Source organism: Rhodococcus sp. PSBB066 (assembly GCF_017068255.1).
Taxonomy (GTDB): Bacteria; Actinomycetota; Actinomycetes; order Mycobacteriales; family Mycobacteriaceae; genus Rhodococcus; species Rhodococcus aetherivorans.
Genome location: NZ_CP070859.1, coordinates 774,082 through 795,983, shown reverse-complemented (window position 1 = coordinate 795,983; position 21,902 = coordinate 774,082). Strand labels below are relative to the sequence as shown.

At 64.8% G+C, this 21,902-nt stretch carries 17 protein-coding genes; 6 read left to right on the top strand and 11 right to left on the bottom strand.

Annotated elements, in window-relative coordinates; genetic code table 11:
• Window position 1: 1 nt before the first annotated feature.
• The 3 genes from JYA75_RS03725 (at window position 2) to JYA75_RS03715 (ending at window position 3,851) form a co-directional block, all read left to right on the top strand.
• Window positions 2-1,366: a reverse transcriptase domain-containing protein gene (locus JYA75_RS03725; RefSeq protein ID WP_203329716.1), complete on the top strand. Its 1,365-nt coding sequence runs from the start codon at window positions 2-4 to the stop codon at window positions 1,364-1,366.
• Between the two features lie 465 nt (window positions 1,367-1,831).
• The gene (locus JYA75_RS03720) at window positions 1,832-2,719 is read left to right on the top strand and encodes a DnaB-like helicase C-terminal domain-containing protein (RefSeq protein ID WP_203329715.1); all 888 of its coding nucleotides are present in this window, start codon (window positions 1,832-1,834) and stop codon (window positions 2,717-2,719) included.
• Window positions 2,720-2,966: 247 nt separating this feature from the next.
• Entirely contained in the window at window positions 2,967-3,851 is an 885-nt protein-coding gene (locus JYA75_RS03715) for a nucleotidyl transferase AbiEii/AbiGii toxin family protein (protein WP_203329714.1), read from the top strand.
• Window positions 3,852-3,941: 90 nt separating this feature from the next.
• On the opposite strand, the gene JYA75_RS03710 is transcribed toward JYA75_RS03715, so the two are convergent.
• The 6 genes from JYA75_RS03710 to JYA75_RS03685 all read right to left on the bottom strand — a co-directional run bounded on the left by JYA75_RS03710 (window position 3,942) and on the right by JYA75_RS03685 (window position 11,700).
• Window positions 3,942-4,871, bottom strand: coding sequence for a type IV toxin-antitoxin system AbiEi family antitoxin domain-containing protein (locus tag JYA75_RS03710; protein ID WP_203329713.1), 930 nt, complete (start codon window positions 4,869-4,871; stop codon window positions 3,942-3,944).
• A gap of 156 nt (window positions 4,872-5,027) precedes the next feature.
• Window positions 5,028-5,951 (bottom strand): hypothetical protein, encoded by a 924-nt coding sequence (locus tag JYA75_RS03705; protein ID WP_203329712.1) that lies wholly within the window; start codon window positions 5,949-5,951, stop codon window positions 5,028-5,030.
• A 352-nt stretch (window positions 5,952-6,303) separates the two neighbouring features.
• Window positions 6,304-8,868, bottom strand: coding sequence for an aconitate hydratase AcnA (gene acnA / locus JYA75_RS03700; RefSeq protein ID WP_203329711.1), 2,565 nt, complete (start codon window positions 8,866-8,868; stop codon window positions 6,304-6,306).
• On the bottom strand, window positions 8,865-9,725 hold the full coding sequence (locus JYA75_RS03695; RefSeq protein ID WP_203329710.1) for a citryl-CoA lyase: 861 nt from the start codon (window positions 9,723-9,725) through the stop codon (window positions 8,865-8,867). Before JYA75_RS03695 ends, acnA begins: the two co-directional genes overlap by 4 nt.
• Window positions 9,722-10,927, bottom strand: a complete 1,206-nt coding sequence (locus JYA75_RS03690; protein WP_203329709.1) for a CoA transferase — start codon at window positions 10,925-10,927, stop codon at window positions 9,722-9,724. The genes JYA75_RS03695 and JYA75_RS03690 overlap by 4 nt, the downstream gene beginning before the upstream one ends.
• A complete protein-coding gene (locus JYA75_RS03685; RefSeq protein WP_203329708.1) occupies window positions 10,924-11,700 on the bottom strand; it encodes an IclR family transcriptional regulator in 777 nt (258 codons plus the stop codon). Before JYA75_RS03685 ends, JYA75_RS03690 begins: the two co-directional genes overlap by 4 nt.
• A 154-nt stretch (window positions 11,701-11,854) precedes the next feature.
• On the opposite strand from JYA75_RS03685, the gene JYA75_RS03680 reads away from it, so the two are divergent.
• Genes JYA75_RS03680 through JYA75_RS03670 form a run of 3 tightly spaced genes read left to right on the top strand, consistent with a single transcriptional unit; the run spans window position 11,855 to window position 16,185 of the window.
• A complete protein-coding gene (locus JYA75_RS03680) occupies window positions 11,855-13,258 on the top strand; it encodes an FAD-binding protein (RefSeq protein WP_203329707.1) in 1,404 nt (467 codons plus the stop codon).
• Between the two features lie 25 nt (window positions 13,259-13,283).
• A complete protein-coding gene (locus JYA75_RS03675) occupies window positions 13,284-14,630 on the top strand; it encodes an MFS transporter (protein ID WP_203329706.1) in 1,347 nt (448 codons plus the stop codon).
• 31 nt (window positions 14,631-14,661) lie between these two features.
• On the top strand, window positions 14,662-16,185 hold the full coding sequence (locus JYA75_RS03670) for an aldehyde dehydrogenase (protein WP_203329705.1): 1,524 nt from the start codon (window positions 14,662-14,664) through the stop codon (window positions 16,183-16,185).
• A 531-nt stretch (window positions 16,186-16,716) separates the two neighbouring features.
• Here the strand turns inward: JYA75_RS03670 and JYA75_RS03665 are convergent.
• Genes JYA75_RS03665 through JYA75_RS03645 form a run of 5 tightly spaced genes read right to left on the bottom strand, consistent with a single transcriptional unit; the run spans window position 16,717 to window position 21,896 of the window.
• Entirely contained in the window at window positions 16,717-17,475 is a 759-nt protein-coding gene (locus JYA75_RS03665; RefSeq protein WP_203329704.1) for a 3-hydroxyacyl-CoA dehydrogenase, read from the bottom strand.
• Between the two features lie 39 nt (window positions 17,476-17,514).
• On the bottom strand, window positions 17,515-18,669 hold the full coding sequence (locus JYA75_RS03660; protein ID WP_006937359.1) for an acetyl-CoA C-acetyltransferase: 1,155 nt from the start codon (window positions 18,667-18,669) through the stop codon (window positions 17,515-17,517).
• 29 nt (window positions 18,670-18,698) lie between these two features.
• Entirely contained in the window at window positions 18,699-19,178 is a 480-nt protein-coding gene (locus JYA75_RS03655; protein ID WP_203329703.1) for a MaoC/PaaZ C-terminal domain-containing protein, read from the bottom strand.
• A complete protein-coding gene (locus tag JYA75_RS03650; protein ID WP_168578863.1) occupies window positions 19,175-20,695 on the bottom strand; it encodes a long-chain-fatty-acid--CoA ligase in 1,521 nt (506 codons plus the stop codon). Before JYA75_RS03650 ends, JYA75_RS03655 begins: the two co-directional genes overlap by 4 nt.
• Window positions 20,696-20,735: 40 nt before the next feature.
• Entirely contained in the window at window positions 20,736-21,896 is a 1,161-nt protein-coding gene (locus JYA75_RS03645; protein WP_006937365.1) for an acyl-CoA dehydrogenase family protein, read from the bottom strand.
• Window positions 21,897-21,902: the final 6 nt, after the last annotated feature.

Genomic DNA, 21,902 nt, shown 5'->3' with positions numbered 1-21,902 from the left:
GATGGAAGTGTCGAGTCAACCGCCAGATTTCAGCGTCGACGCACTGCGGTCCGTATACAAAGAGAAGGTTCAGGGAAGCAGCGCCCGTGGGCGCGATGGAGTGTCGGCGAGAAACTTAACTGATTCCCAGGTCGAGAGGCTCATCCAAGCAACTTCCGCAGCTCTGATGGATGGAACTTATAGACCATCTCCGTACCGAGAATTTCTGAAGTTGAAGGGGTCCGGAAAGGCGCCAAGGGTAATTTCAATCCCGACTGTCCGCGACAGGCTAGCATTGGCGGCACTATCGACGCATCTTCGAAATAGTATTCCAGAAATTTGTTTTCAAACTCCGCAGAAGATAGTTTCTAGCATAAAGAAATCGATAAGCGGCAGCGAGTATCGAGATTTCATTCGAAGCGATATCGTTTCTTTCTATCCCAGTATTTCACATTTGGCAGTACGGAGCAAACTCACACAGTATGGTATTTCAAGTCCAATCGTTGACATGATAATGCGTGCCATCGAGAACCCGACAGTTCCGGATGGAGCCCCAAAGGGGGCTGCAACTTTTGTTGATGCGGGCGTTCCTGCGGGAACGCCGTTGGCTAACGTTCTCGGAGAGGTGGTCCTTCATGACTTCGATCACTCAATGAGGAGCATCCCTGGCGTTGCTTTTTTTCGCTATGTAGATGACATCGTCGTGCTGAGCCGCTATGGGAAAAGGGGGACTGTGAAAGAGAGCATAGACTTGAATCTTCGCTTGGTCGGATTGAAGTCGCACCCCAAAACTTCCCGAGATAAGCATTCCGCCGGTAGAATCGATCTTGGTTCATTTGAATATCTTGGCTACACGTTCGAGGGTGGGAAGGTGACCGTTGGGAAGATTCGCCATGCGAACCTAATCAACAATCTGGCTCGTCCGTTGACGATGTTGAGGCGGTCTCACGCGGAAGGCGCGCACGATTTAGATCGAATTCAAAAGAGAGCAGAATGGTGGCTCAATTTCAGAATTACTGGCTGCGTCGGGGACGGTAAACGTCGCGGCTGGTTACCGTACTACTCCCAGATAGACGACATAGGACTCCTGCACCACCTCGATAAGGTCGTTGAAAATCTGATTTCCCGCCTGCCTAGTGATAGGGTCGTGCGCCCCAAGTCCTTCTTGAAGGCTTATGCGTATACGCATGATCCGCAACGCGACCCGGGTCAATATATTGTAAATTTTGACCAAATAAAAACCACTCGAGAGAAACGAAAAATTCTCCAAACCGCCAGTACATATTACAATATTCCGACCGGCAGTGAGAGTGTGGAAAAATTGTACCGGCGCTTTGTGTCTTTCGCATGCACCGAGTTGGAATCGGATGTCGGCCGAATCTCTTGAAGCGCCGGCTCCGGGTATGTTAATACCAACATCAAAAATTGTACAGATCCGGACTGGCCGACAGCTGGGCGAGGAGTTGTTCTGAGCCTGCTGCTGTAAGGCCCTGGACTCAGGCCCTCCATGATGTACGTACCGGAGAATTCCGCTAAGGGCGGCGTCGTCGCAGTATCCGTAGTTGGCGGCTTTATGGGTTCTAGTAACTATTGCCTTGGCCTGCCTGTTCAGCCGCTCGGCGACGTACTGGCGGAAGTGCTCGACGATGATGGGATCTGGGTCCAAAGAGACCGGAAGTTGCTTCTGTACTGGCAAGGAATTCGGTTGGTGGTCGCAGCAGTACGCGGAATGATTGGCCGATCGAGCTCCTCGGCACAGATAGGACAGGTGATAGAGGACTATCTCAAGGGCTCACCCGTCTCGTATAAAGGGTCGGTGGCAACCGGTTCCCCATCGACAGGATCAAAAGACATGAACGCAGTTGATCGCGGCGAGTCAACCGGTTCGACCTTTCGTGAGTTCGGTGAGCTCCTCCAGTCGACCTGGGATCAGCTGGACCACGCGCGGAACATTCCCACAGGCTTCGCCGAGCTCGACGAAGTCACCACCGGCTTGCCACGTGGTTCCCTCACCGTGATCGGTTCCCACCCCGGGGTGGGCTCGAGCACCCTTGCCCTGGGAATCGCACGCAGCGCAGCGATCCGTCACGGCATTCCTGCTGTGTATCTCACGCTCGACGACACCGCCGAGAGAATCACCCAACGAGTACTCAGCGCCGAAGCGAGGATCAAGCTCTACGACCTGCGGTCCCAGCGGATGAGTGACGACGACTGGACCCGGCTGGCACGACGAGCACAGGAGATCCTCGAGTGCCCCTTGATGATCACCCGTCCCGAGAGCCGGGAGATCACCACCCTCGTCGACCAGATCGGGGACCTTGTCACGCACCTGCAGGCCGGGCTGGTTGTCGTCGATTCGCTGCACCTGGTGACCGCGCGAAACGCACTGCCGTACGAGAACCGTGAACGTGAAGTTGCCGAGGTCACCCGGGTGTTGAAGCAGCTGGCCCTGGACAACGACATCGCCGTGGTGACCACTGCGCAGTTGTCCGCCAATCCCGGCCCCCGGATGCCCTCTCCGCCCGCGCCGACGTTGGCCGATCTTCGAGATTCCGGCACCGTGGCTCACGTCGCCGATTATGTGGTGCTCCTCTACCGCCCCGATGCGTGGGATCGCGATGATCCGCGGGGAGGCGAGGTAGATCTGATTCTTGCCAAGAATCGACACGGCCCTCCCTGTACGTGCACGGTGGCCCATCAGTTGCATCTGAGCCGATTCGTGGACATGGCTCGAGGATGACGAGAAATGGGGGGCCGCGCCGGAGGACGGTGGGGTGATGACACGGTGCGGGGCCGGTCACCCCTGGAGGAGCAGTCCGGGAAGCGTGCCTCTGGAGAAGACAGACCTGGAGTTGGCGTCCGGGGGTGGCATGAATCCAGCAGGGGAGGTCCTGCGCGGTGCAGTGCCGAGGCTGCACCGCCGCTGCAGAATGTAGGGCCAAGGGGTGCGAAAGGATGCAGGGGTGGCACAGAAGAAGCGGGTGCCCGTGCAGATCCGGGCGAGTATCGAAGCGCAGCTCCGGCAGAGCGCACGCGAGACGGATCGTCCCTACGATGCGGTGCGTCGGCAGTTCGTGTACGAGCGGTTTCTCGACCGGGTGTTCAGTGGCGATCCGCATGGATGGATTCTCAAGGGCGGGGTGGGGATGATGGTGCGCGTCCCCAATGCCCGGCACAGTCTCGACATCGACCTGGTGGGATGCCACGACGGGGACTCGGTGCAGGCCTTGATCACGCTGGCGCAGGACGAGACCGACCCTTTCCGCTACACCATCACTCCCAAGCGTGAGACCGACAGCATCGAGGGCACCCGATTGACGGTCGTCGCGTCGCTGGGTGGCCGCAAGTTCGAGGAGTTCCGCATCGACCTGGTCAATGAACGGTCCCTGATCGGGGAGGTGGAACGCCGATCACTGATGGGTATGGTCGACGACAAACACGGGGATTTTCCCCGCAATGCGGACACGGTCCAGCTCTACCCACTGGCGGATCAGATTGCGGACAAGATCTGCGCAATCCACGAAACACACGGCGCCGGTCATCCGTCGAGTCGCACCCGAGATCTGATCGATCTGCTGCTCATCGCCGAACACCTGCAGCCCGAGCTGGCAGCGACCGTCGCGAGTGTGACGGCCGAACGTGACCGCCGGCAGATCACTCTTCCCGAGGCGATGACCCCACCGCCGTTGTGGGCCTCGAATTGGGCGAAGGACACCAACGTGGTGCGTCACCTCGATCCGGCCTTGCGTGTGTTCACCCATGCCGTCGACGCAGCCGGCCGCTGTTTCGATCAGGTGCTGTCCCATGTGGCCGCCGGTACCCGGCCTGCTGCCGCACTATGGCACCCGCAGCACCAGCACTGGGCCGAGTGAACCCTAGCCTTGCCCTGACGATGCTGCTGCTGGTACTGCTGCTGCTCGTCGGCCTGGCGGTCGCGGTCGCGGTCATCAGCTACATGACGGTCACATGTGGTTGTTCTCGGGACGACTCTCGCGTTCGGGAGGCGACTCGGACAGCTGCGTGGCGACCAGGGCAAGAATCTCGGCGAGCCTGCCCGGGTCTGGCTTATGCAGGGCGCTCTTCGCGGCCGGTGCCTCCGACGAATCGGTGTGTGGGAGGACCTTGTGGAGAGGGGTGTGTGGGGGCCCAGTGGTCTGGAGGTGCTGCGTAAGTGCCTGGGCGAGCAGGGTGGATGCTCGTTCGAGGGAGTCAGTCGTGGGGGAGCGATCGAGTGCGGCGAGCGCGTGGATGTTGCGGGGTACCCCGGTGGTGCGCACAAGCGCGGCGGTGAACTCGGTGCCGTTACGGTACCCGTACGCCGGGGCAGGGGCATCGAGGACGGCAGAGACTTCCTCGGTGGTGGTGTGATCGGTGACCAGGGCATCGAGGACGACGCCGGCCAGGTGGCCGGAGTCCGTGCCCACGGCGGCGAGATCGGCGATGGTGCGCGTCGCGGTGGTCACCGGCAGTCCGTCGACCACCGTCCAGTCCTCGGCGGTCAGCGTCGTGGTGTGCAGCCGGGTGTGAGGGAGACGCAGCCGGATGCGCCGCACCGTGGACAGTTCGGCGATGTCGGCGTCGATGTCCCCGAAACGGTGTACCCGGGCGGCACTACGATGCGAGATCACCCCGGTGGGGAATTCCTCGTCGAGCCGGACCCACGCGAACCGGGTCGGATCGAGCAAAAGCCATGCCATCCGCAGTTGCCGATGCTCGTCCTCGGGGGCCGGACCCACCAGATAGAGGCCTTGACGGAGACGTTCGATCCGCCCGTCGGCCGTGAACTCGCTCAGTCGTTTGCGGCTGATACCGAGCTCGGCGGCTTGGGCGGTGGTGATGAGACCTCGTTGATCTTGGGAGACTTCCCGAAGGGTGTTGATGTTCGTCTCCATGGCACAAATGTACCCTATATGCGGCACGTTTGTTCCGAATTATGGGAACAAACGTGCCAGGAATTGATTTGTGGGTGGTGGCAGTCCTGCACCGGATCGGACGGTTACAAGCGAGGAGGCGTGGTCGCAGGAGCGGTCCGCAGACGCGTGAAGTGTTCACGTGAGGAGGTCCGCAGCGCGAAGGAGGATCTCGCCCGTGCGGGCCGCATGCTGCTTTTTCCGACGCAACAGTTCATCGAGGCGGATACGCCCGTCGAGCACCATCGCCAGGTCGTAGCCCTCGGCGAGAAGTAGCATTCGCCGACCGCCGTCTCCGCTCAATTCGATTGCGTTGGGTTGGAATCCGCTGATGGAGAGGAAGAGCCCCAGGGTGTTGTCGAGTTTGCGCCGTACCTTGTCGGCGAAGATCGACAGGTCTGCCGTGGTGCTCAGCTCCTTCCTCCATTTTGCCTCCAAGAGGTAGTCCGTTCCCTCGAAGGTGAAGGCTCCGTCGATCTGTTCGCCCTGGATCCGGAACGGTCCCTTCACGTCGATGTCGTACAGCGTGAAGAGCCGATTCAGCAAGCCTTCCAGAGCGTATCCACGTGCCTGCGCTTCCTGGGAGTGCATGGTGAGGAACTCGGCGTGCAACTCGGCGGTTTCGCGTGCGAGGGCCTGTTCTCGTTCGGCCCTTTCTTGGTCGAGACGGCGACGCTGCGCGGCCGCCTCGGCTTCCGATCGCATGGCCCGGTAGGGTTCGACCAGGTTTCGTAGGGCGTTCAGGGCTGCGATCGCGGTCTCGTACTTGGCGATGCCGTCGTCGAGCCGTTTGAGGGGAGACGGGTCGATTTCGACGGTCGCCAGGATCAGGCCGATGAGGGTGTCGAGATAGCGGTGCTGGTTCTCGGCGAGGGTGGTGACCAGCTGACGGACAATGGCTCTCTTGTATGAGCCTCCGCTCCAGTCGAGCTGCGCGATCAGCTCCGGCTCTCCCGTGGCGCTTCGCAGGAAGGCCCTGAGATCGTCTTTATACCAATACGCGCACGCCAAGGTCTCCTGTAGCGGCACCAGCACTGCAGGGGACACCATCTTCGTAGCCACCGGCACAGTGTATTTCTCAGTCCCGTGCTGCTCGTTTTCTGTACACTCACGTTCTGCGACACGTGACCTTTGATGGCGCTGACACCCCAGGACCTGCACCGATGCGGCTCAGGGTGCGGTTGACATATGGACCGGTTACCGGCGTTCGATGAGGACCGGTGTTCTCCGATGCTCCAGCTTCGTCGGCGCCCAGGCAGCGGCCCGCGTCGGGGGGTACGGTGTGGACTTCTGTGATGCGGGCGCGGTGCCGGTCATTCCGTCGCTGGGTCGCTGGTGCCGGGCTGTGCATGCCGCGTCGGCCGTTGGGAGCACGGTCGGTGTCACTCGTCGGCGCACTTGCACAGGTGGGCGATCAGGCCTCCGGCGCGAATCCATTTGGATTCGACCTGGTATCGATCCGTGCATGCGCATCGAATCGACGCTCGCCGGCGCATGCATTGCGAACCTTGACCAGCACTGGTGTGTGGACGCCAAGGCCTGCGTTGAGTCCGACGATCTCGATCTCCTCGTCGCCGCTGAGATCAGCTGGCGACAGTCGCGGGCATTCGACGGGTAGCACTCCCATGGCGACGAGATTCGTGCGGTGGATGCGTTCGAAGCTCTGGGCTATGACTGCTCGGACACCGAGTAGTCGGGTGACTTTCGCTGCCCAGTCCCGGGCCGATCCGGTTCCGTACGAGTGCCCTGCTACGACAACCGTGGGCACGTGGCGGCTCGCGTAGACCGTGGCTGCATCGTGGACGGGAAGGATGTCGCCGTCGGGCATCAGACGGGTCCACGGGCCCAGCTTGCCGGGGGTGAGTCTGTTCTCGAGTCGGGGGTTGGCGAAACCTCCGCGCACCATGACGTCGTGGTTGAGGCGGCGGGCGCTGTAGCTGCCGAACTCTTCGGGCGCTACTCCGTGCTCGGCCAGCCATTGTCCGGCGGGCGATTCGGGAAGGATGCGTGCCACCGGTGAGATGTGGTCGGTGGTGACTCCGTCACCGAGCAGGAGCAGTGGTCTGGCCGCAAGGATGTCGCCGTCTACGACGGGGTGGGTCAGGGCGGGATCGGCGAAGGGAGGGCGTCGGATCATCCCGGCCTCGTCGTCCCAGTCATAGCTGTCGCCGACCGGATGAGGAAGGGAGTGCCATTCCGTTGTGATGAGCGGTAAGGCTTCGACGCGGTCAAGTGGGCGCGCGTTGTTGTCACGGATGATCGCGTCGATATCTTCGTCCGTCGGCCAGATCTCGTCCAGGTAGACCGGTTTGCCGTGGCGGTCGGTGGTGATCGGTTGGTCCGCGAGTGAGATCGAGGTACGTCCGGCGATGGCCATCGCCACGACCATCGGTGGTGACGCGAGGTAGGAGAGTGCAACGTCGGGGTGGATGCGTCCGGGAAAGTTGCGATTGCCCGACAACACGGCGGCCACCGACAAGGACTGCTCACGGACCTGTCCGGTGATCGCAGCGTCCAGCGGCCCCGAGTTTCCCATGCAGGTTCCACATCCGAACCCGGCGACGTGGAAACCGAGCTCGTCGAGAGCCTTCTGCAGTCCTGTGGAGTGGAGTAGGTCGGCAGTCGCGCGGGAGCCCGGTGTCAGCGAGGTTTTCGTCCACGGTGCCCGGGTGAGGCCGCGCTCGACCGCGTTGCGTGCCAGCAGACCGGCGGCGATCATGGCTTTGGGGTTGGAGGTGTTCGTGCAGCTGGTGATGGCGGCGATGACGACGTCACCGTCTCGCATCGTGGCACTGTCGGTGGACTTGGGCACCGGAGCACTGGCGGCGAGTTCGGTGGCGGCGAACGTCTGGTGTGGTCGCGAGGGGCCGGCCATCGTCCGCTCCACGCCCGACAGGTCGAGTGCGAGAACTTCGTCGTATTCGGGAATCGGCAGCTCGGGGCTGTACAGCATGTTCTGCGCGGTCAGATAGGCCTGTGCCACCGTGAGTATCGAGTCGGGTCGACCCGTGGTGGCCAGGTAGGCGAGGGTGTGTTCGTCGGCGGGGAAGTAGGCCATCGTGGCGCCGTACTCGGGGGCCATGTTCGCGATGGTTCCTCGGTCGGGCACGGTCAGTGCGGCCAGGCCGGGGCCGTGGAATTCGACGATGCGTTGCACCACTCCGTGGGCGCGGAGCATCGAGGCGAGGGTGAGCGCGACGTCGGTGGCCAGGACGCCGGGTCGCAGTGCTCCGGTCAGGTGAACTCCCACGACGGACGGCACGGGGAGCAGGATGGGCTGGCTCAAGGCCGCCGCGGTGGCTTCGATTCCCCCGACGCCCCAGCCGACAACGGAGAGCGCGTTGATCATGGTGGTGTGACTGTCGGTGCCGACGACGGAGTCGAATCGCGCGAGCGACCCGCCGTTGTGGTTGCCGACGGAGACGACGTCGGCGAGGACCTCGAGGTTGAGCTGATGGCAGATCCCCAGGCCCGGCGGTACGACACGCAGGGTCGGGAACCGTGACTGTGCCCACCGCAGGAACCGGTATCGGTCCGCGTGACGGCGGTATTCGAGGTCCAGGTTCGCGGCGGCCGCCTCGGGGGTGGCGGCGATGTCGACTTCGAGCGCGTGGTCGACCACCAGGTCCATTCGTCGACGTGGGGACACCGACGCGGGGTCGAGGCCGTCCTGCCGGGCACGCTCGGAGAGGGTGATCATGTCGGCCAGGACCGGGAGGCCGGAGGCGTCCTGGAGCAGTACCCGTTCCGGGGTGAACGGGATCGAGGCGGAACGGTCTCCGGTGGCGAGGGCGCGGACGTGGTCGGGGTGCACGGTGCGTCCGTCTTCGTGCCGCAGGAGGTTCTCGACGAGCACCCGTGTGGAGTAGGGCAGTCGTTGCAGCGGGCCGGCGCCGGCCCGTTCGGCAGCGCCGAGATCGAAGAACCGGGTTCTCGTGCCGGGAAGGGTGTGGAGTGCGTGGAACGAGTCGGCGGTCACGACACCTCCGCCGGGGCGTGGGTCGGGACAGTGCGGGGTGATGTTCCGATGTAGGTCGGCAGCAACGGTGGGGGGATCGGTCCCTTGATCCTGCGGCCCTGCCGGCGTTCTTCCCACGAGTGCGCCAGGATCCCGACCGAGCGGGACAGGATGAACAGTCCTCGCCCGAGTTCGGGGGCGAAGCCGAGTTCGGCGTAGATCACCGCGGTGGCTCCGTCAATGTTCATCGGGACGGGCCGTGCCCGCCCGGCCGCGAGTTGCCGTTCGAGTTCCTCTGCGATGCGCAGGTAACGGCCGCCGATCGTGCCTGTTTCGACCTGAGTGCGGACGGCGGACAGCAGCGGGTCCCGGCGTGGATCACGCGGGTGGAAGCGGTGGCCGAACCCGGGGATGTACTCCTTTCTGGCCCGATACTCGGTGATGGATTGTGCGACAGCGGTATCCAGCTCGGTGTCGTTCAGCCGATCGTGGATTTCGCCGAGGAGTTGCATGCACTGCTGACCGGCGCCGCCGTGGACGTCGCCGAGCAGTCCGACACCGGTGGACATCGCACCGTGCAGTCCGACACCGCAGGTGGCGGCCATCCGGGCGGCGGCGATCGACGGTGCCTGCGGTCCGTGATCCACGGCGGCTACGAGTGCCTGCTCGAGCAGCGCGGCCTGTCCGGCGGTGGGTAACTCTCCTCGGACCATCAGCCAGATCATCTCGGCGAAGCCGACGTTGCCGATCAACTGCTCGACGGGATATCCGCGAAATCGAATCACGCCCGGCTCGATGTCGGAGATGGCCGTCGACCACCAATCGGTGACGTGACGGCTCGATGTGTGCTCGATGGCGTTGTCCCGGGCCGCGCTCATATCGCGTTCTCCTCCCGCAGTCGGGCGATGTCGACCGGGCCGTAGCCCAGCTCGGTGAGAATCTCCTCGGTGTGCTGACCCAGCGTGGGCGGGGGAGAGGTCGGCGAGACGCACCGGCCGTCGACGTGGGTGGGCAGGCCCAGCACCCGTACCGAGCCGCCCGCGGCGGCCGGTGAGTCGACGGAGGTGACGAGCTCGCGGTGGGCGATCTGCTCGGAGGCCAGGGCGGTGGGAACGGAGACGACCGGGGCGGCAGGCACGCCGGTGTCGAGCAGGATCGCGTCCCACTCGGTCGCGGACTTCGCCTGCAGGGATTTTTCGAGTTCGCCGCGCAGGGTGTCGCGGTTGCATTTGCGGTCCTCGCGGGTGCGGAACCGCGGGTCGTCGATCAGCTCTTCACGTTCGAGGACCTTGCACAGTTCCTCGAACTGTTCCTGTTTGTTCGCCGCGATGTTGAGCGCCCCGTCGCCGGTGTCGAAGGTGCCGGACGGGGCGGAGGTGATGTTCTCGTTGGCCATCGGGGCAGGTTCCCGGCCCGCGATGAGGTGGTCGGAGACGACCCATCCCATCGAGGTCAGGGCGGCGTCGAGCATCGAGGTGTCGAGATATGCGCCTTCGCCGGTTCGGCGTTGACGCAACAGTGCGGAGGTGATCGCGAAGGCGGCGGCGAGACCTCCGAAGCTGTCGCACACCGGGTATCCGACCCGAAGGGGCGCGGTGTCCGGTGTGCCGGTCACGCTCATGATGCCGGACAGTCCTTGCACGACCTGGTCGTAGGCCGGGCGCCCGCGCATGGGGCCGGTCGACCCGAACCCGGAGACTGCGCAGTACACGAGTCGGGGGTTGATCCGGCGCAGCCGTTCCCACGGAAACCCGAGCCGTTCGAGTACGCCTGGGCGGAAGTTCTCGACGAGCACATCGGCGTCGGCGACGAGCTTCGCGAAGACCTCCTGACCGCCAGGTGATTTGAGGTTGACTGTGACCGAACGTTTTTGCGAATTCTGCGCCAGGAACGAGACGCCGAGAGATTCGGCGCTCAGCTGAGGATCGGCGCCGAGCTGGCGGGCGAGGTCGCCGGTTCGCGGTGTCTCGATCTTGATCACGTCGGCACCCATCAGTGCCAGCTGGTAGCCGGCGAACGGGCCGGCGAGCACGTTGGTCAGGTCGAGGACGCGGACACCTTCGAGAAGGTTGGCGGTCACAGGAACACCTCCACACTGCCGAGCCCGACAGCGCTGATCTTCGCCGCCGCGTCCGTCACTGCGTCCACGTAGCGACCGACCCGGTCGGCCGTGAACCGGGAGGTGGGTCCGCTTGCGGACAACGCGGCGACGACGCGGTTGTCGGAGGAGAAGATCGGTGCGGCCACCGCCGAGGCGCCGAGTTCCCGCTCGCCGTGCGTGACGGAGTAGCCCGCCGCCTTGATGCTGGCGACTTCGCGCTGCAGATGCTCGAGGTCCAGGTCCGGGCGGGTTTGGACCAGACTGCGGATCACCGAGTCCGGCGCCCCGGTGAGCAGGATCTTCGCGGCGGCTCCGGATGCGAGCGGATAGGGCACCCCGACCTGGACCACGCTTCGCACCGTCGTCGTTCCTTCGACCTGGGCAATCGACACGCGGTTGAGGTCCTGTCGGATGTAGAGGTTGACGGTTTCACCGCACGTGTCGACCAGCTGGGTCATGATCTGCCGCGCGTCCGCGCTGATCTCCCAGAGGGACTGCGAGAGCGTCACCCAGCGTAGGAAGCCTGCGCCCAGTCCGTAGCTCGAGTCTCCGCGGTCGAGGATCAGTCCGAGCGAGTCGAGTGTCGCGAGCAGACGGACCACGGTCGTCTTCGGGAGCCCGGTGAGGGCGACCAGTTCGCGGAGCGTGCGGATGGGGTGCTCCACATCGAAGAGTTCGAGCACTTCGACGGCGCGCGCAATGCTCCGCACGCCTCCGTCCGCCCGTGTGGACGCGGTGTCAGTCTCAGCCATGCCTCGACGCTAAACCATTGTGCGGATCATGTAAACCACAGAACGGGTTGACTCTGGGATTTGTTCGTGTTTCGATCGGTGACGCGGAGCACAGACGCCGATTCGTGGTCTATCCGAACCATCCAGTGGAGAAGTCGTAGAAAGAGGGACGTCCGTGAGTGACGAGCAACTGGACCTGGTGGTCGTGGGAAGTGGAGCCGGTGGTCTGGCCACTGCGCTGCAGTTCCTCCAATCCGCTCCGAGTGGACGAGTGGTCGTCCTCGAGCGCACGTCCAAGAACGAGCGCGGCGGCAACACCGCATGGACCGGCGCGTTCTTCCGTCTGGAGGAGGACGGAACTCCGGCACCCGACTTCACCACTCGCATGAGCGAGCTGAGCAAGGGCAAGACCGATGCCGCGATCATTTCGCGCCTCGCCGAGCTGGCCCAGCCGACGATGCAGTGGCTCAACCACAACGGTGTGGCGACCAAGTCGGACATCACCTACTTCCTGACCTCGAAGGGGCCGCGACTGATGCCGGCCGGGGGAGGGGCATCAATCGTCGAGACCCTCTCGGCGCGCATCGAAGAGCTCGGCGGCACCATCGAGTACGGCGTCACCGCACAGGATCTGATCCAGGACGATGACGGAAGCGTGTACGGCGTCGAAGCAGTCGACAGCTCCAACCACCCCAGACGATTCCTGGCACGCACCGTCGTCCTGGCGTCCGGGGGGTTCGAGGGCAGCGCGGCCCTTCTCGACCGGTACCTCGGCGAGCGCGGTCACGAGCTCTCACCGATCGCCCCCGGGGGACGCTCCAACCAGGGCGAAGGCCTCGAGATGGGCATCCGTGCCGGCGCCGACACCGACGGGCAGTTCGAACGCTTTCACGGCGAACCGGTCGATGCCCGCACCCGCTGCGCCGAAGCGCTGGTCATGGTCTATCCCTACGGCATCCTTGTCGACCACCACGGCAAGCGATTCGTCGACGAGGGCGCGGACACCCCGGACAACACGTTCGAATCGGTCGCCTACCGCATCTGGCGGGACGCCGACCAGTTCGCCTACGTCATTGCCGACCAGAAGCTCATGCGCCACAACATCGCCCGCGCCGTACTGACCGATCGCGACCCCGAGACCGCCGAAACCATCGAGGCCCTCGCCGGCCGACTCGACCTCGACCCGGAGACCCTCGCCGATACCGTCGCGACATACAACGCCGCCGCGACAGCAGGCCCGCTCGATGTCACCACTCTCGACGGCGTCGCCACCCAGGGACTCGAACCACCGAAGTCGAACTGGGCCCGCCCCCTGGACGAGCCGCCCTACGTCGCCTGGCCGGTGACGTGTGCGATCACCTTCACCTTCGGAGGCCTGAAGACCGACCAGGAGGCTCGGGTGGTCAACCGCGCCGGCGCACCCATCCCCGGTCTGTACGCGGTCGGCGAGATCGCAGGCATCTACCACCACAAGTACCCCGGGGCCACCTCCGTGCTCCGGGCCCTGGCCTTCGGCCGTCTGGCCGGCAAAACCGCAGCACAGCGGATTGGAACCTCCGTCGCCCCCGCCCTCCGATGAGCGCGCCAACCTTTCAAGGGGAATCATGGTCACGACCTCACCAGCCCAGCCTGGTTCGAGCACACCCCGCCGGGCTGCGATAGCGAGTCTGGTCGGTACCACGATCGAGTGGTACGAGTTCTTCATCTACGGCCTCGCCGCGGCCCTCGTCTTCGGCGAGCTGTTCTTCCCCGGAGTGGACGAGCACACCGGACGGCTTGCCTCCTTCGCCACCCTCGGTGTTGCGTTCGTCGCGCGTCCGGTCGGCGCTGCCGTCTTCGGTCACTTCGGCGACAAACTCGGTCGTAAGACCACCCTCATCGCAACTCTCGGGATCATGGGTACCGCCACAGGATTGATCGGCGTGCTGCCCACCTACGACTCGATCGGAATCTGGGCACCCGTGCTCCTCGTGGTCCTGCGGCTGTTCCAAGGTCTGGCAGTCGGCGGTGAATGGGGTGGGGCAGTGCTGATGTCGGTCGAACACGCCCCCGCATCGAAGCGCCGCCTCTACGGCTCTGCACCTCAGATGGGCAGCCCCCTCGGACTCGTCCTCGCCACAGCCGTGATGTCGGCCGTGGCCACCCTCCCCGACGAGCAACTCTTCGATTGGGGCTGGCGAATTCCCTTCCTCGCCGGCTTCGCTCTGGTGCTCATCGGCTTGGCGATCCGACTCGGGGTCGAAGAGTCCGAACAGTTCCGGCAGATCAAGGACGCGGGCGAGACGGTCCGCCTGCCGATCCGAGATGTGTTCGCCCGCGCCAAGAAGAGCCTGGCGATCGGCATCGGTCTGCAGGCCTCGGTCAACGTGGTCTTCTACATCATCTCCGTCTACTTCCTCAGCTATGCCACGAAGTCACTCGGCCTCGAACGCAACACCGCCCTACTCATGGTGATGATCGCCGCGGTGATCGACCTGGCCGCACTGCCCTACCTGGCATCGTTGAGCGACCGCATCGGCGCCCACCGTGTGTTCTTCGCCGGCTCGGTCTTCACAATTCTCGCCGCCTTCCCCTTCTTCGGGCTACTGCGCGGCGAGCACACGGTTCTGACCTGCGTCGTCATTGTCGTCATGATGGTGGGCGCCCACGCCACCACCTACTCGGTCGTGTCGAGTCTCATCGCCGACCAGTTCGACACCAAGGTCCGCTACAGCGGCACTGCCTTGAGCAATGCCCTCGGAGGACTCCTCTTCAGCGCCCCCACCCCGTTCATCGCCGAAGCCATCGTCGGCAACGGAGGCAGCACCTGGTGGCCGCTGTCGTTGATGATCATCGCCGCCGCCGCCGTCTCCCTCGTCGCCATCGCCGTCGCCCCACGGCATCCCTACGTGAACGGCGCGGCCGACGAGACGAGAAGCCAGGCGCCCGCACGACCGACCCTCCACGCCTGACCAACCCGATGACGAACCCGGAAGGACCCTCATGACTGCCACCGATACGAGCACCACGACTCAGGCAGGCGGTGACACCGAACGCTACGAGATGCTCATCGACGGCGCCTGGAAGGCGGCATCCGACGGTGCCACATTCGAGTCGATCAACCCCTTCGACGCACAGCCGTGGGCTCAGGTCCCCAGCGCGACCACCTCCGACATCGACGAAGCCGTCGCCGCTGCGCGACAGGCCTTCGACGAAGGACCGTGGTCCCAGTCCACGCCCCTACAGCGCGCCACACTCCTGCGCAAGTTCGGCGACCTCATCCGTGACAACGCCGACGAACTCGCGCGGATCCAGGTGCTCGAGAACGGCAAGCTGATCCGCGAAGTGTCCGGTCAGACCCTCGCCCTCGCGAACCACTGCTACTTCTTCGCCGGAGTCGCCGAAAGCCCCACCGGTGAAACCCTCGCCAGCAGCGTGCCCAACATGCAGGTCTTCACCGTACGAGAGCCGATCGGTGTCGTCGCCGCCATCACGCCGTGGAACAGTCCGCTCGCACTGCTGCTGTGGAAGCTGTGCCCGGCATTGGCCGCGGGCAACACCGTGGTCATCAAGCCCTCCGAGATCACCCCGGTCTCCACCCTCGTTCTCGCCAAGATCGCCCAGGAAGCGGGCTTTCCCGACGGGGTGGTCAACGTGGTCACCGGCGCGGGGCAGGCGGGCGCAGCACTGGCCGCCCATCCCGGCGTCGACAAGATCGCCTTCACCGGCTCCACCGCCGTCGGCAAGAAAATTGCCGTCACCGCCGCCGAGCGCCTCGCCCGCGTGTCACTCGAACTCGGCGGCAAGTCCCCGAACATCGTCTTCCCCGACGCCGATCTGCCGAACGCGATCAACGGCGTGATCTCGGGCATCTTCGCGGCCACCGGCCAAACCTGCATGGCAGGCTCGCGGGTCCTCGTCCACGAGGACATCTACGACCAGTTCACCCAGGCCCTGGCCGAGCGGACCGCGCAGATCAAGCTCGGCGACCCCCTCGACCCGGCCACCGAGATGGGCACGGTCGCCTGCCAGGCACAGTTCGACAAGGTCCTGGACTACATCGAGGTAGCCAAGGAGGACGGCGCCACCCTCGCCACCGGCGGATCACGCCCGACCGACCCCGAACTGAGCCGCGGACTGTTCGTGCAACCGACCGTCTTCACCGACGTCACGAACGACATGCGCATCGCCCGGGAAGAAGTCTTCGGCCCCATCGCCGTCGTCATCAAGTTCACCGACGAAGACGACGCAGTCCGCATCGCCAACGACACCCCGTTCGGACTGGCCGCCGGGGTCTGGACCCGTGACGTCGCACGTGCCCACCGCATGGTCACACGACTCCGAGCCGGCAGCGTATGGGTCAACAACTACCGCAAGACCAATCACGTTGCCCCCTTCGGCGGCTTCAAGGAAAGCGGCCTCGGTCGCGAGAACGGATTCCACGCCATCGAGGAATACACCGAAGTCAAGACCGTGTGGATCGACACCGGCAACACCATCACCGACCCGTTCAACCCCCGCGCATAGGGGCCGTCGACTGCGCAGTCGGATGAACCACCGCAAAGGTGCTCGGCTCGACCGAGAAGCGCGATCACGAAGCGTCTCTACATCTCTCGATGTAGAGATGCTTCGCTCGACCCCACCTGGTCCGGTGTCTGCAACAGCACGACCCGCAACATCTAACGAGATTACGGACGTTGCCTTCGCCGATCGACAGGCGCATCAGGCCCGTGGGAGACAGCCGATAGGTGACCGCGTCTCAAGAATGCGGGACGGTCAAGGAAATACTCCAACCCCTCCATTACTTGACGTAATCTCGGTTACCGGCGTGTCGGATTCTTCGGTATCCGCGCTGCGGTGCTTCGTCGAGGGTGCAGTACGCGTCGGCGTCGTCTTGAGACTCCGACGCGTGCGCGAACGGGTGTGGTGGTTGCCCCCGGAATGCCTACGCCAACTCCACCGCAGGGCTCGCCCTGGTGCAGTGCATGCGTACGGTCGATACCGCCGTTGATCCGGTGCGGGGGCTCGGGTCGACGGTGGTACGGCTGGCGGTGAGTGTCAGCGTGGGGCCATGCGGATGGCACCGTCGAGCCGGATGGTTTCGCCGTTGAGCATCGGATTGGTGATGATGGCTTCGACGAGTTGCGCGTATTCGGCGGGATTGCCGAGGCGGCTCGGGTGTGGGACTTGTGCTCCGAGGGTGGTGCGCACGTGCTCGGGCAGGGTGCCGAGCAAGGGTGTCAGAAACAGTCCGGGGGCGATGGTGTTCACCCGGATCTGCAGGGATGCCAGGTCCCGGGCGATGGGCAGGGTGGCGCCGACGACGCCGCCTTTGGACGCGGAGTAGGCGGCTTGTCCGATTTGACCTTCGAACGCGGCGACGGAGGCGGTGTTGACGATGACGCCGCGTTCGCCGTGGATCGGCTCGTTCGTCGCCATGGCGTGAGCGGCGAGGCGGATGACGTTGAAGGTACCGATCAGGTTGACGTCGATGATCTTTTTGAAGGCCGTGAGTGGGAAGGGTCCGTCCTTGCCGACCGTTTTGACGGCGTTGCCGATGCCGGCGCAGTTGACGGTGATGCGCAGGTTGTTCTCGGCGTTGGCAAGGTCAACGGCCGCGGTGACGGCGGTCTCGTCGGTGACGTCGGCGGGTGCGAAGTGGACGGCGTCGCCGAGGGCGGTGAGCGCGTCGGTGTGCGCGGTGGGAAGGTCGAGGGCGACGACGCGCGCGCCGGCCTGGGCCAGGGCCGTGGTGGTGGCCAGTCCGAGTCCGGAGGCACCGCCGGTGACGAGCGCGGTGGTTCCTGCAATGTTCATGTCGGTCCTGTTCTCTGGGTCGATGCGGTGTCGTTGGGGTCAGGAGATTCGTTCGATGATCGTGACGTTGGCCTGGCCGCCGCCTTCGCACATGGTCTGCAGTCCGTAGCGGCCGCCGGTGCGTTCGAGTTCGTGCAGGAGGGTGGTCATCAGCCGGGTGCCGGTGGCGCCGATCGGATGTCCGAGGGCGATTGCACCGCCGTTGGGGTTCACCCGCGCCGGATCGGCGTCGAGATCACGCATCCAGGCCAGGACCACCGGAGCGAAGGCCTCGTTGACTTCGATGACGTCGAGGTCGTCGATGCGCATCCCGGTCCTTTTCAGGGCCCGCTGTGTGGCGGGAATCGGAGCGGTGAGCATCAGGACCGGATCTGCGCCGAGGACGGTCATGTGGTGGATGCGTGCGCGTGGGGTGAGGCCGTATCGGCGGACGGCATCGGAGGAGGCGATGAGCATTGCCGATGCTGCGTCGGAGATCTGGCTCGCCACAGCGGCGGTGAGCCTGCCCCCGGGAGTGAGGGGGCGCAGCGTCGCCATCTTCTCTACGGTGGTGTCGGGGCGTGGTCCCTCGTCGATCGTCACCCCGGCGAACGGGGTGATTTCGGCATCGAATCGGCCTGCAGCGATGGCATGCAGCGCCCGCCGGTGGCTTTGGAGGGCGAATTCCTCCATGGCGTCGCGGGCGATGTGCCACTGTTCGGCGATCAGCTCGGCGCCGCGGAACTGGGAGATCTCCGCGTCGCCGTATCGGGCGTGCCAGGTTGTCGCGCCGGAGTACAGGTCGGGGGACCCGTAGGCCTTGCCGGCGTCGACGGCGGACAGGAGTGGGAACTGGCTCATTTTTTGCACCCCGCCGGCGACGATCAGATCGGCGGTGCCGCTCATCACGGCTTGGGCGGCGAAGTGCACTGCCTGTTGGGACGAGCCGCATTGTCGATCGAGTGTCACCCCGGGCACGGTCTCGGGCAGGCCCGCCGCGAGGGCGGCGGTGCGGGCGATGTCGCCGGCCTGTGCACCGATGTTGTCGAGACAGCCGAAGATGACGTCGTCGATTCCGGCGGGGTCGAGGTCGTGGCGCCGAACGAGGGTGGAGATGACGTGGGCGGCGAGGTCGACCGGGTGGGTGGCGGCGAAACCGCCGCCCCGCTTTCCGACCGGGGTTCGCACGGCGTCGACGATGTACGCCTCGAGCATCGAATTTCTCCTCGCGAAAGAGTGGTGGGTCAGCGGGTGTGCGACCGGGTATGGATGTAGGCGTCGACGGTCGCCGTCAGCACCGGCCGACCGTGGTGGCCGGTCAGTTCGGCCTCGAGGGTGGTGAGAGCGCGGTTCCGGACCTCGTCGAGGACGACGTTGCGGATGTGCACGGTGCCGGTGAGGGTGTCCCCGGGTCGCACCGGGCGCAGGAACCGGACTTCGCGCAGGGAGCGGCCGGCGATGACGTGCCAGTCGGAGAAGACGTTGTCGACGACGAGTTTCTGGTACACGGACAGGGTGTGCAGGCCACTGGCGATCAGCCCGCCGTAGGCACCGGCTTCGGCGGCGTCCTTGTCGACATGGAAGCGTTGGGGATCCCAGGTGGAGGCGAAGTCGATCAGCTCGTCTTCGGTGATCGTGTGTGCCCCCAGCCGATACGTCCGGCCGACCTCGAGATCTTCCCCGTACACGAGGGCCGATGCGCGAGCAGCGATGTCGGGCTTCACGATGCGCGCACTTGCTCACGCAGGATGTGTTTGAGGATCTTGCCCGACGGATTCCGCGGAATTTCCCGGAGGACGAGGTCGCGGGGGAGCTTGTAGTCGGAGACGTACTCGGCGGCGAACGTGCGGAGGTCGTCGAGCGTCACCGTGCGTCCTTCCGCAGGGGTGACCACGGCAACGATCGTCTCGCCGAACGTCTCGTCGGGGCGACTGACGATCGCGACGTCGCGTACGTCGGGATGGGCGGCGAGCGCGTTTTCCACTTCGACGGAGTACACGTTGCGGCCACCGGTGATGATCATGTCTTTGAGCCGGTCGACGATGGTGATGTAGCCGTCTGCGTCGCGCACCGCCAGGTCGCCGCTGTGCAGCCAGCCGTCCCGGAGGGTTGCGGCGGTGGCTTCGGGGTTGTTCCAGTAGCCCTTCATGAGCGTCTCGCCGCGCACGATCATCTCCCCGGTCTCGCCGATGCCGACGTCGTTGCCGTCCGAGTCGACCAGTCGCACTTCGGCGTTGGTGATTGCCCAGCGGCCGGTCGCATCCGGACGGGCTTTGACCTCCTCGGGGGTGGAGTAGATGCCGGTAGGGCCGCCTTCGGTTTGTCCGCACAGTTGGAAGAAGCCGACGTGCGGCAGTGTCGTGACCAGCTTCGCGGCGGCGCTGGGCGGCATCGGTGCGGCACCGAAGAATCCGAGGCGCCACGCCGACAGGTCGCGGGTGGTGAGATCGGGCAGGGTGAGCATCATCTGGTACATCGTCGGCACCCCGAGGAACACGGTGATGCGATGCTTCTCCAGCGCGTCGGCGACGGCGGCGGGGTCGAAGGCCGGCAGGACGACGTGGGTGGTACCCATCGAGAACCCGGCGAGGACGAACAGGACGAGTTCGGCGCAGTGGTACATCGGTGCGACGTGGAGGTTGCGGTCGAACGAATTCATCCCCAGGGCGCTCATGGAGTGGCCCACCCACAGCATCCGGTGGTGGTCGAACAGCGCACCCTTCGGCACACCGGTGGTGCCGGAGGTGTAGATGATCATGCAGTCGTCGTCCTCGGCCACCTCGACCGTGGGCGGGTCGGCCGGCATCGTCGCTGCGATCCGGTCGAAGTTCTCGAAGCCCGATGTTCCGTCGAGCGAGAGGATCCGGGTGCTCGACGGATCGTCCATCTGGGCCAGCCCGCGTACCGCCCCGGCGGTGTCGCCGCCGAACAGCAGCACCGAGGCGCCGGAGTCGGTGAGCAGGTAGTGCAGTTCGCGGGTTGTGACGCGGGGATTGAGGGGCACCGCGATCGCGCCCACCCGGTAGGCGGCATACAGCGCCAGGAGGAACCGATCGGAGTTCGGTGAGAGCACGGCGACGCGATCGCCCTTGGCGATCTGCAACGACAGCAGTGCGTGGGCGTACCGGTCGATGTCGGCGTCGAGTTCCCGGTAGGTGCGTTCTCGGTCGCCGAAGACGAGCGCGATGCGGTCGGGATGCCGTCGGGCGTTGAGTGCGAGCTGCCCGGCAAGTGTTGCCATGGTGTGTTTTCCTCGAAGAAGTGGGCAGGGATTGCGGGGATTACAGGGAGCGGCTGATGAGCACTTTCATGATCTCGTTGGTGCCGCCGTAGATCTTCTGCACGCGCGCCGCCGCATACATCTGGGCGATGGGGTATTCCATCATGTAGCCGTAGCCCCCGAAGATCTGCAGGCAGCGGTCGATGATCTCGACCTGCTTGTCGGTGCCCCACAGTTTCGCCATCGACGCGGTCGCGGCGTCGAGGGTGCCGTCGAGATATCGCGCGATGCAGTGGTCCATCAATGCCTTGCCCGCCAGCACCTCGGTCTTGCATTCGGCGAGCACGAACTGGGTGTTCTGGAAGTCCAGGATCGGCTTGCCGAACGCCCGGCGCTCCTTGGCGTACTTGACGGTCTCGATCACCGCGGCTTCGGCCATCGCCACCCCGGCGATCCCCAGGATCAGGCGTTCGCGGGGGAGCTGCTCCATGAGCTGGTAGAAGCCGCGGCCTTCGACTCCGCCGAGCAGGTTCTCTACCGGCACCCGCATGTCGGTGAACGACAACTCGCGGGTGTCCTGCCCGTGCTGGCCGATCTTGTGCAGCACCCGGCCACGCTCGAACCCGTCGAGTCCTCGGGTTTCGGCGACGAACAGGGAGATGCCGGTGGCGCCGGCCGACGGGTCGGTCTTGGCGACGATGACCAGCAGGTCGCAGTGGGTGGCGTTGGAGATGAATGTTTTCGAGCCGTTGACAACGTAGTGGTCGCCGTCGCGGATCGCGGTGGTGCGCACGGCCTGCAGGTCCGAGCCGGTGCCGGGTTCGGTCATGGCGACCCCGATGACCATCTCGCCGCTGGCCATCTTGGGGATCCAGCGCATTTTCTGCTCGTCGGTGGCGTAGGCGGCGATGTAGTGCGCGACGATCGTCGAGTGCACGTTGAAGCCGAACGCGGTGTCGTGCGCGAGCGCGAGTTCCTGCTGGACGACAGCTTCGTGGCCGAAGTTGCCGCCGCCACCGCCGTACTGTTCGGGCAGGCCCAGGCACAGTAGTCCGGCATCGCCCGCCTTGGTCCAGAATTCGCGGTCCACGTGATGCTGCTGGGCCCAGCGTTCCTGGTGCGGGGTGGCTTCCTTGCGGAAGAATGCGGCGGCGTGCTTGCGCAGCAGCGCCTGATCGTCGCTCTCCCAGGGGGAGCGGTAGTCGGGGAACAACTCGCTCATGATCGT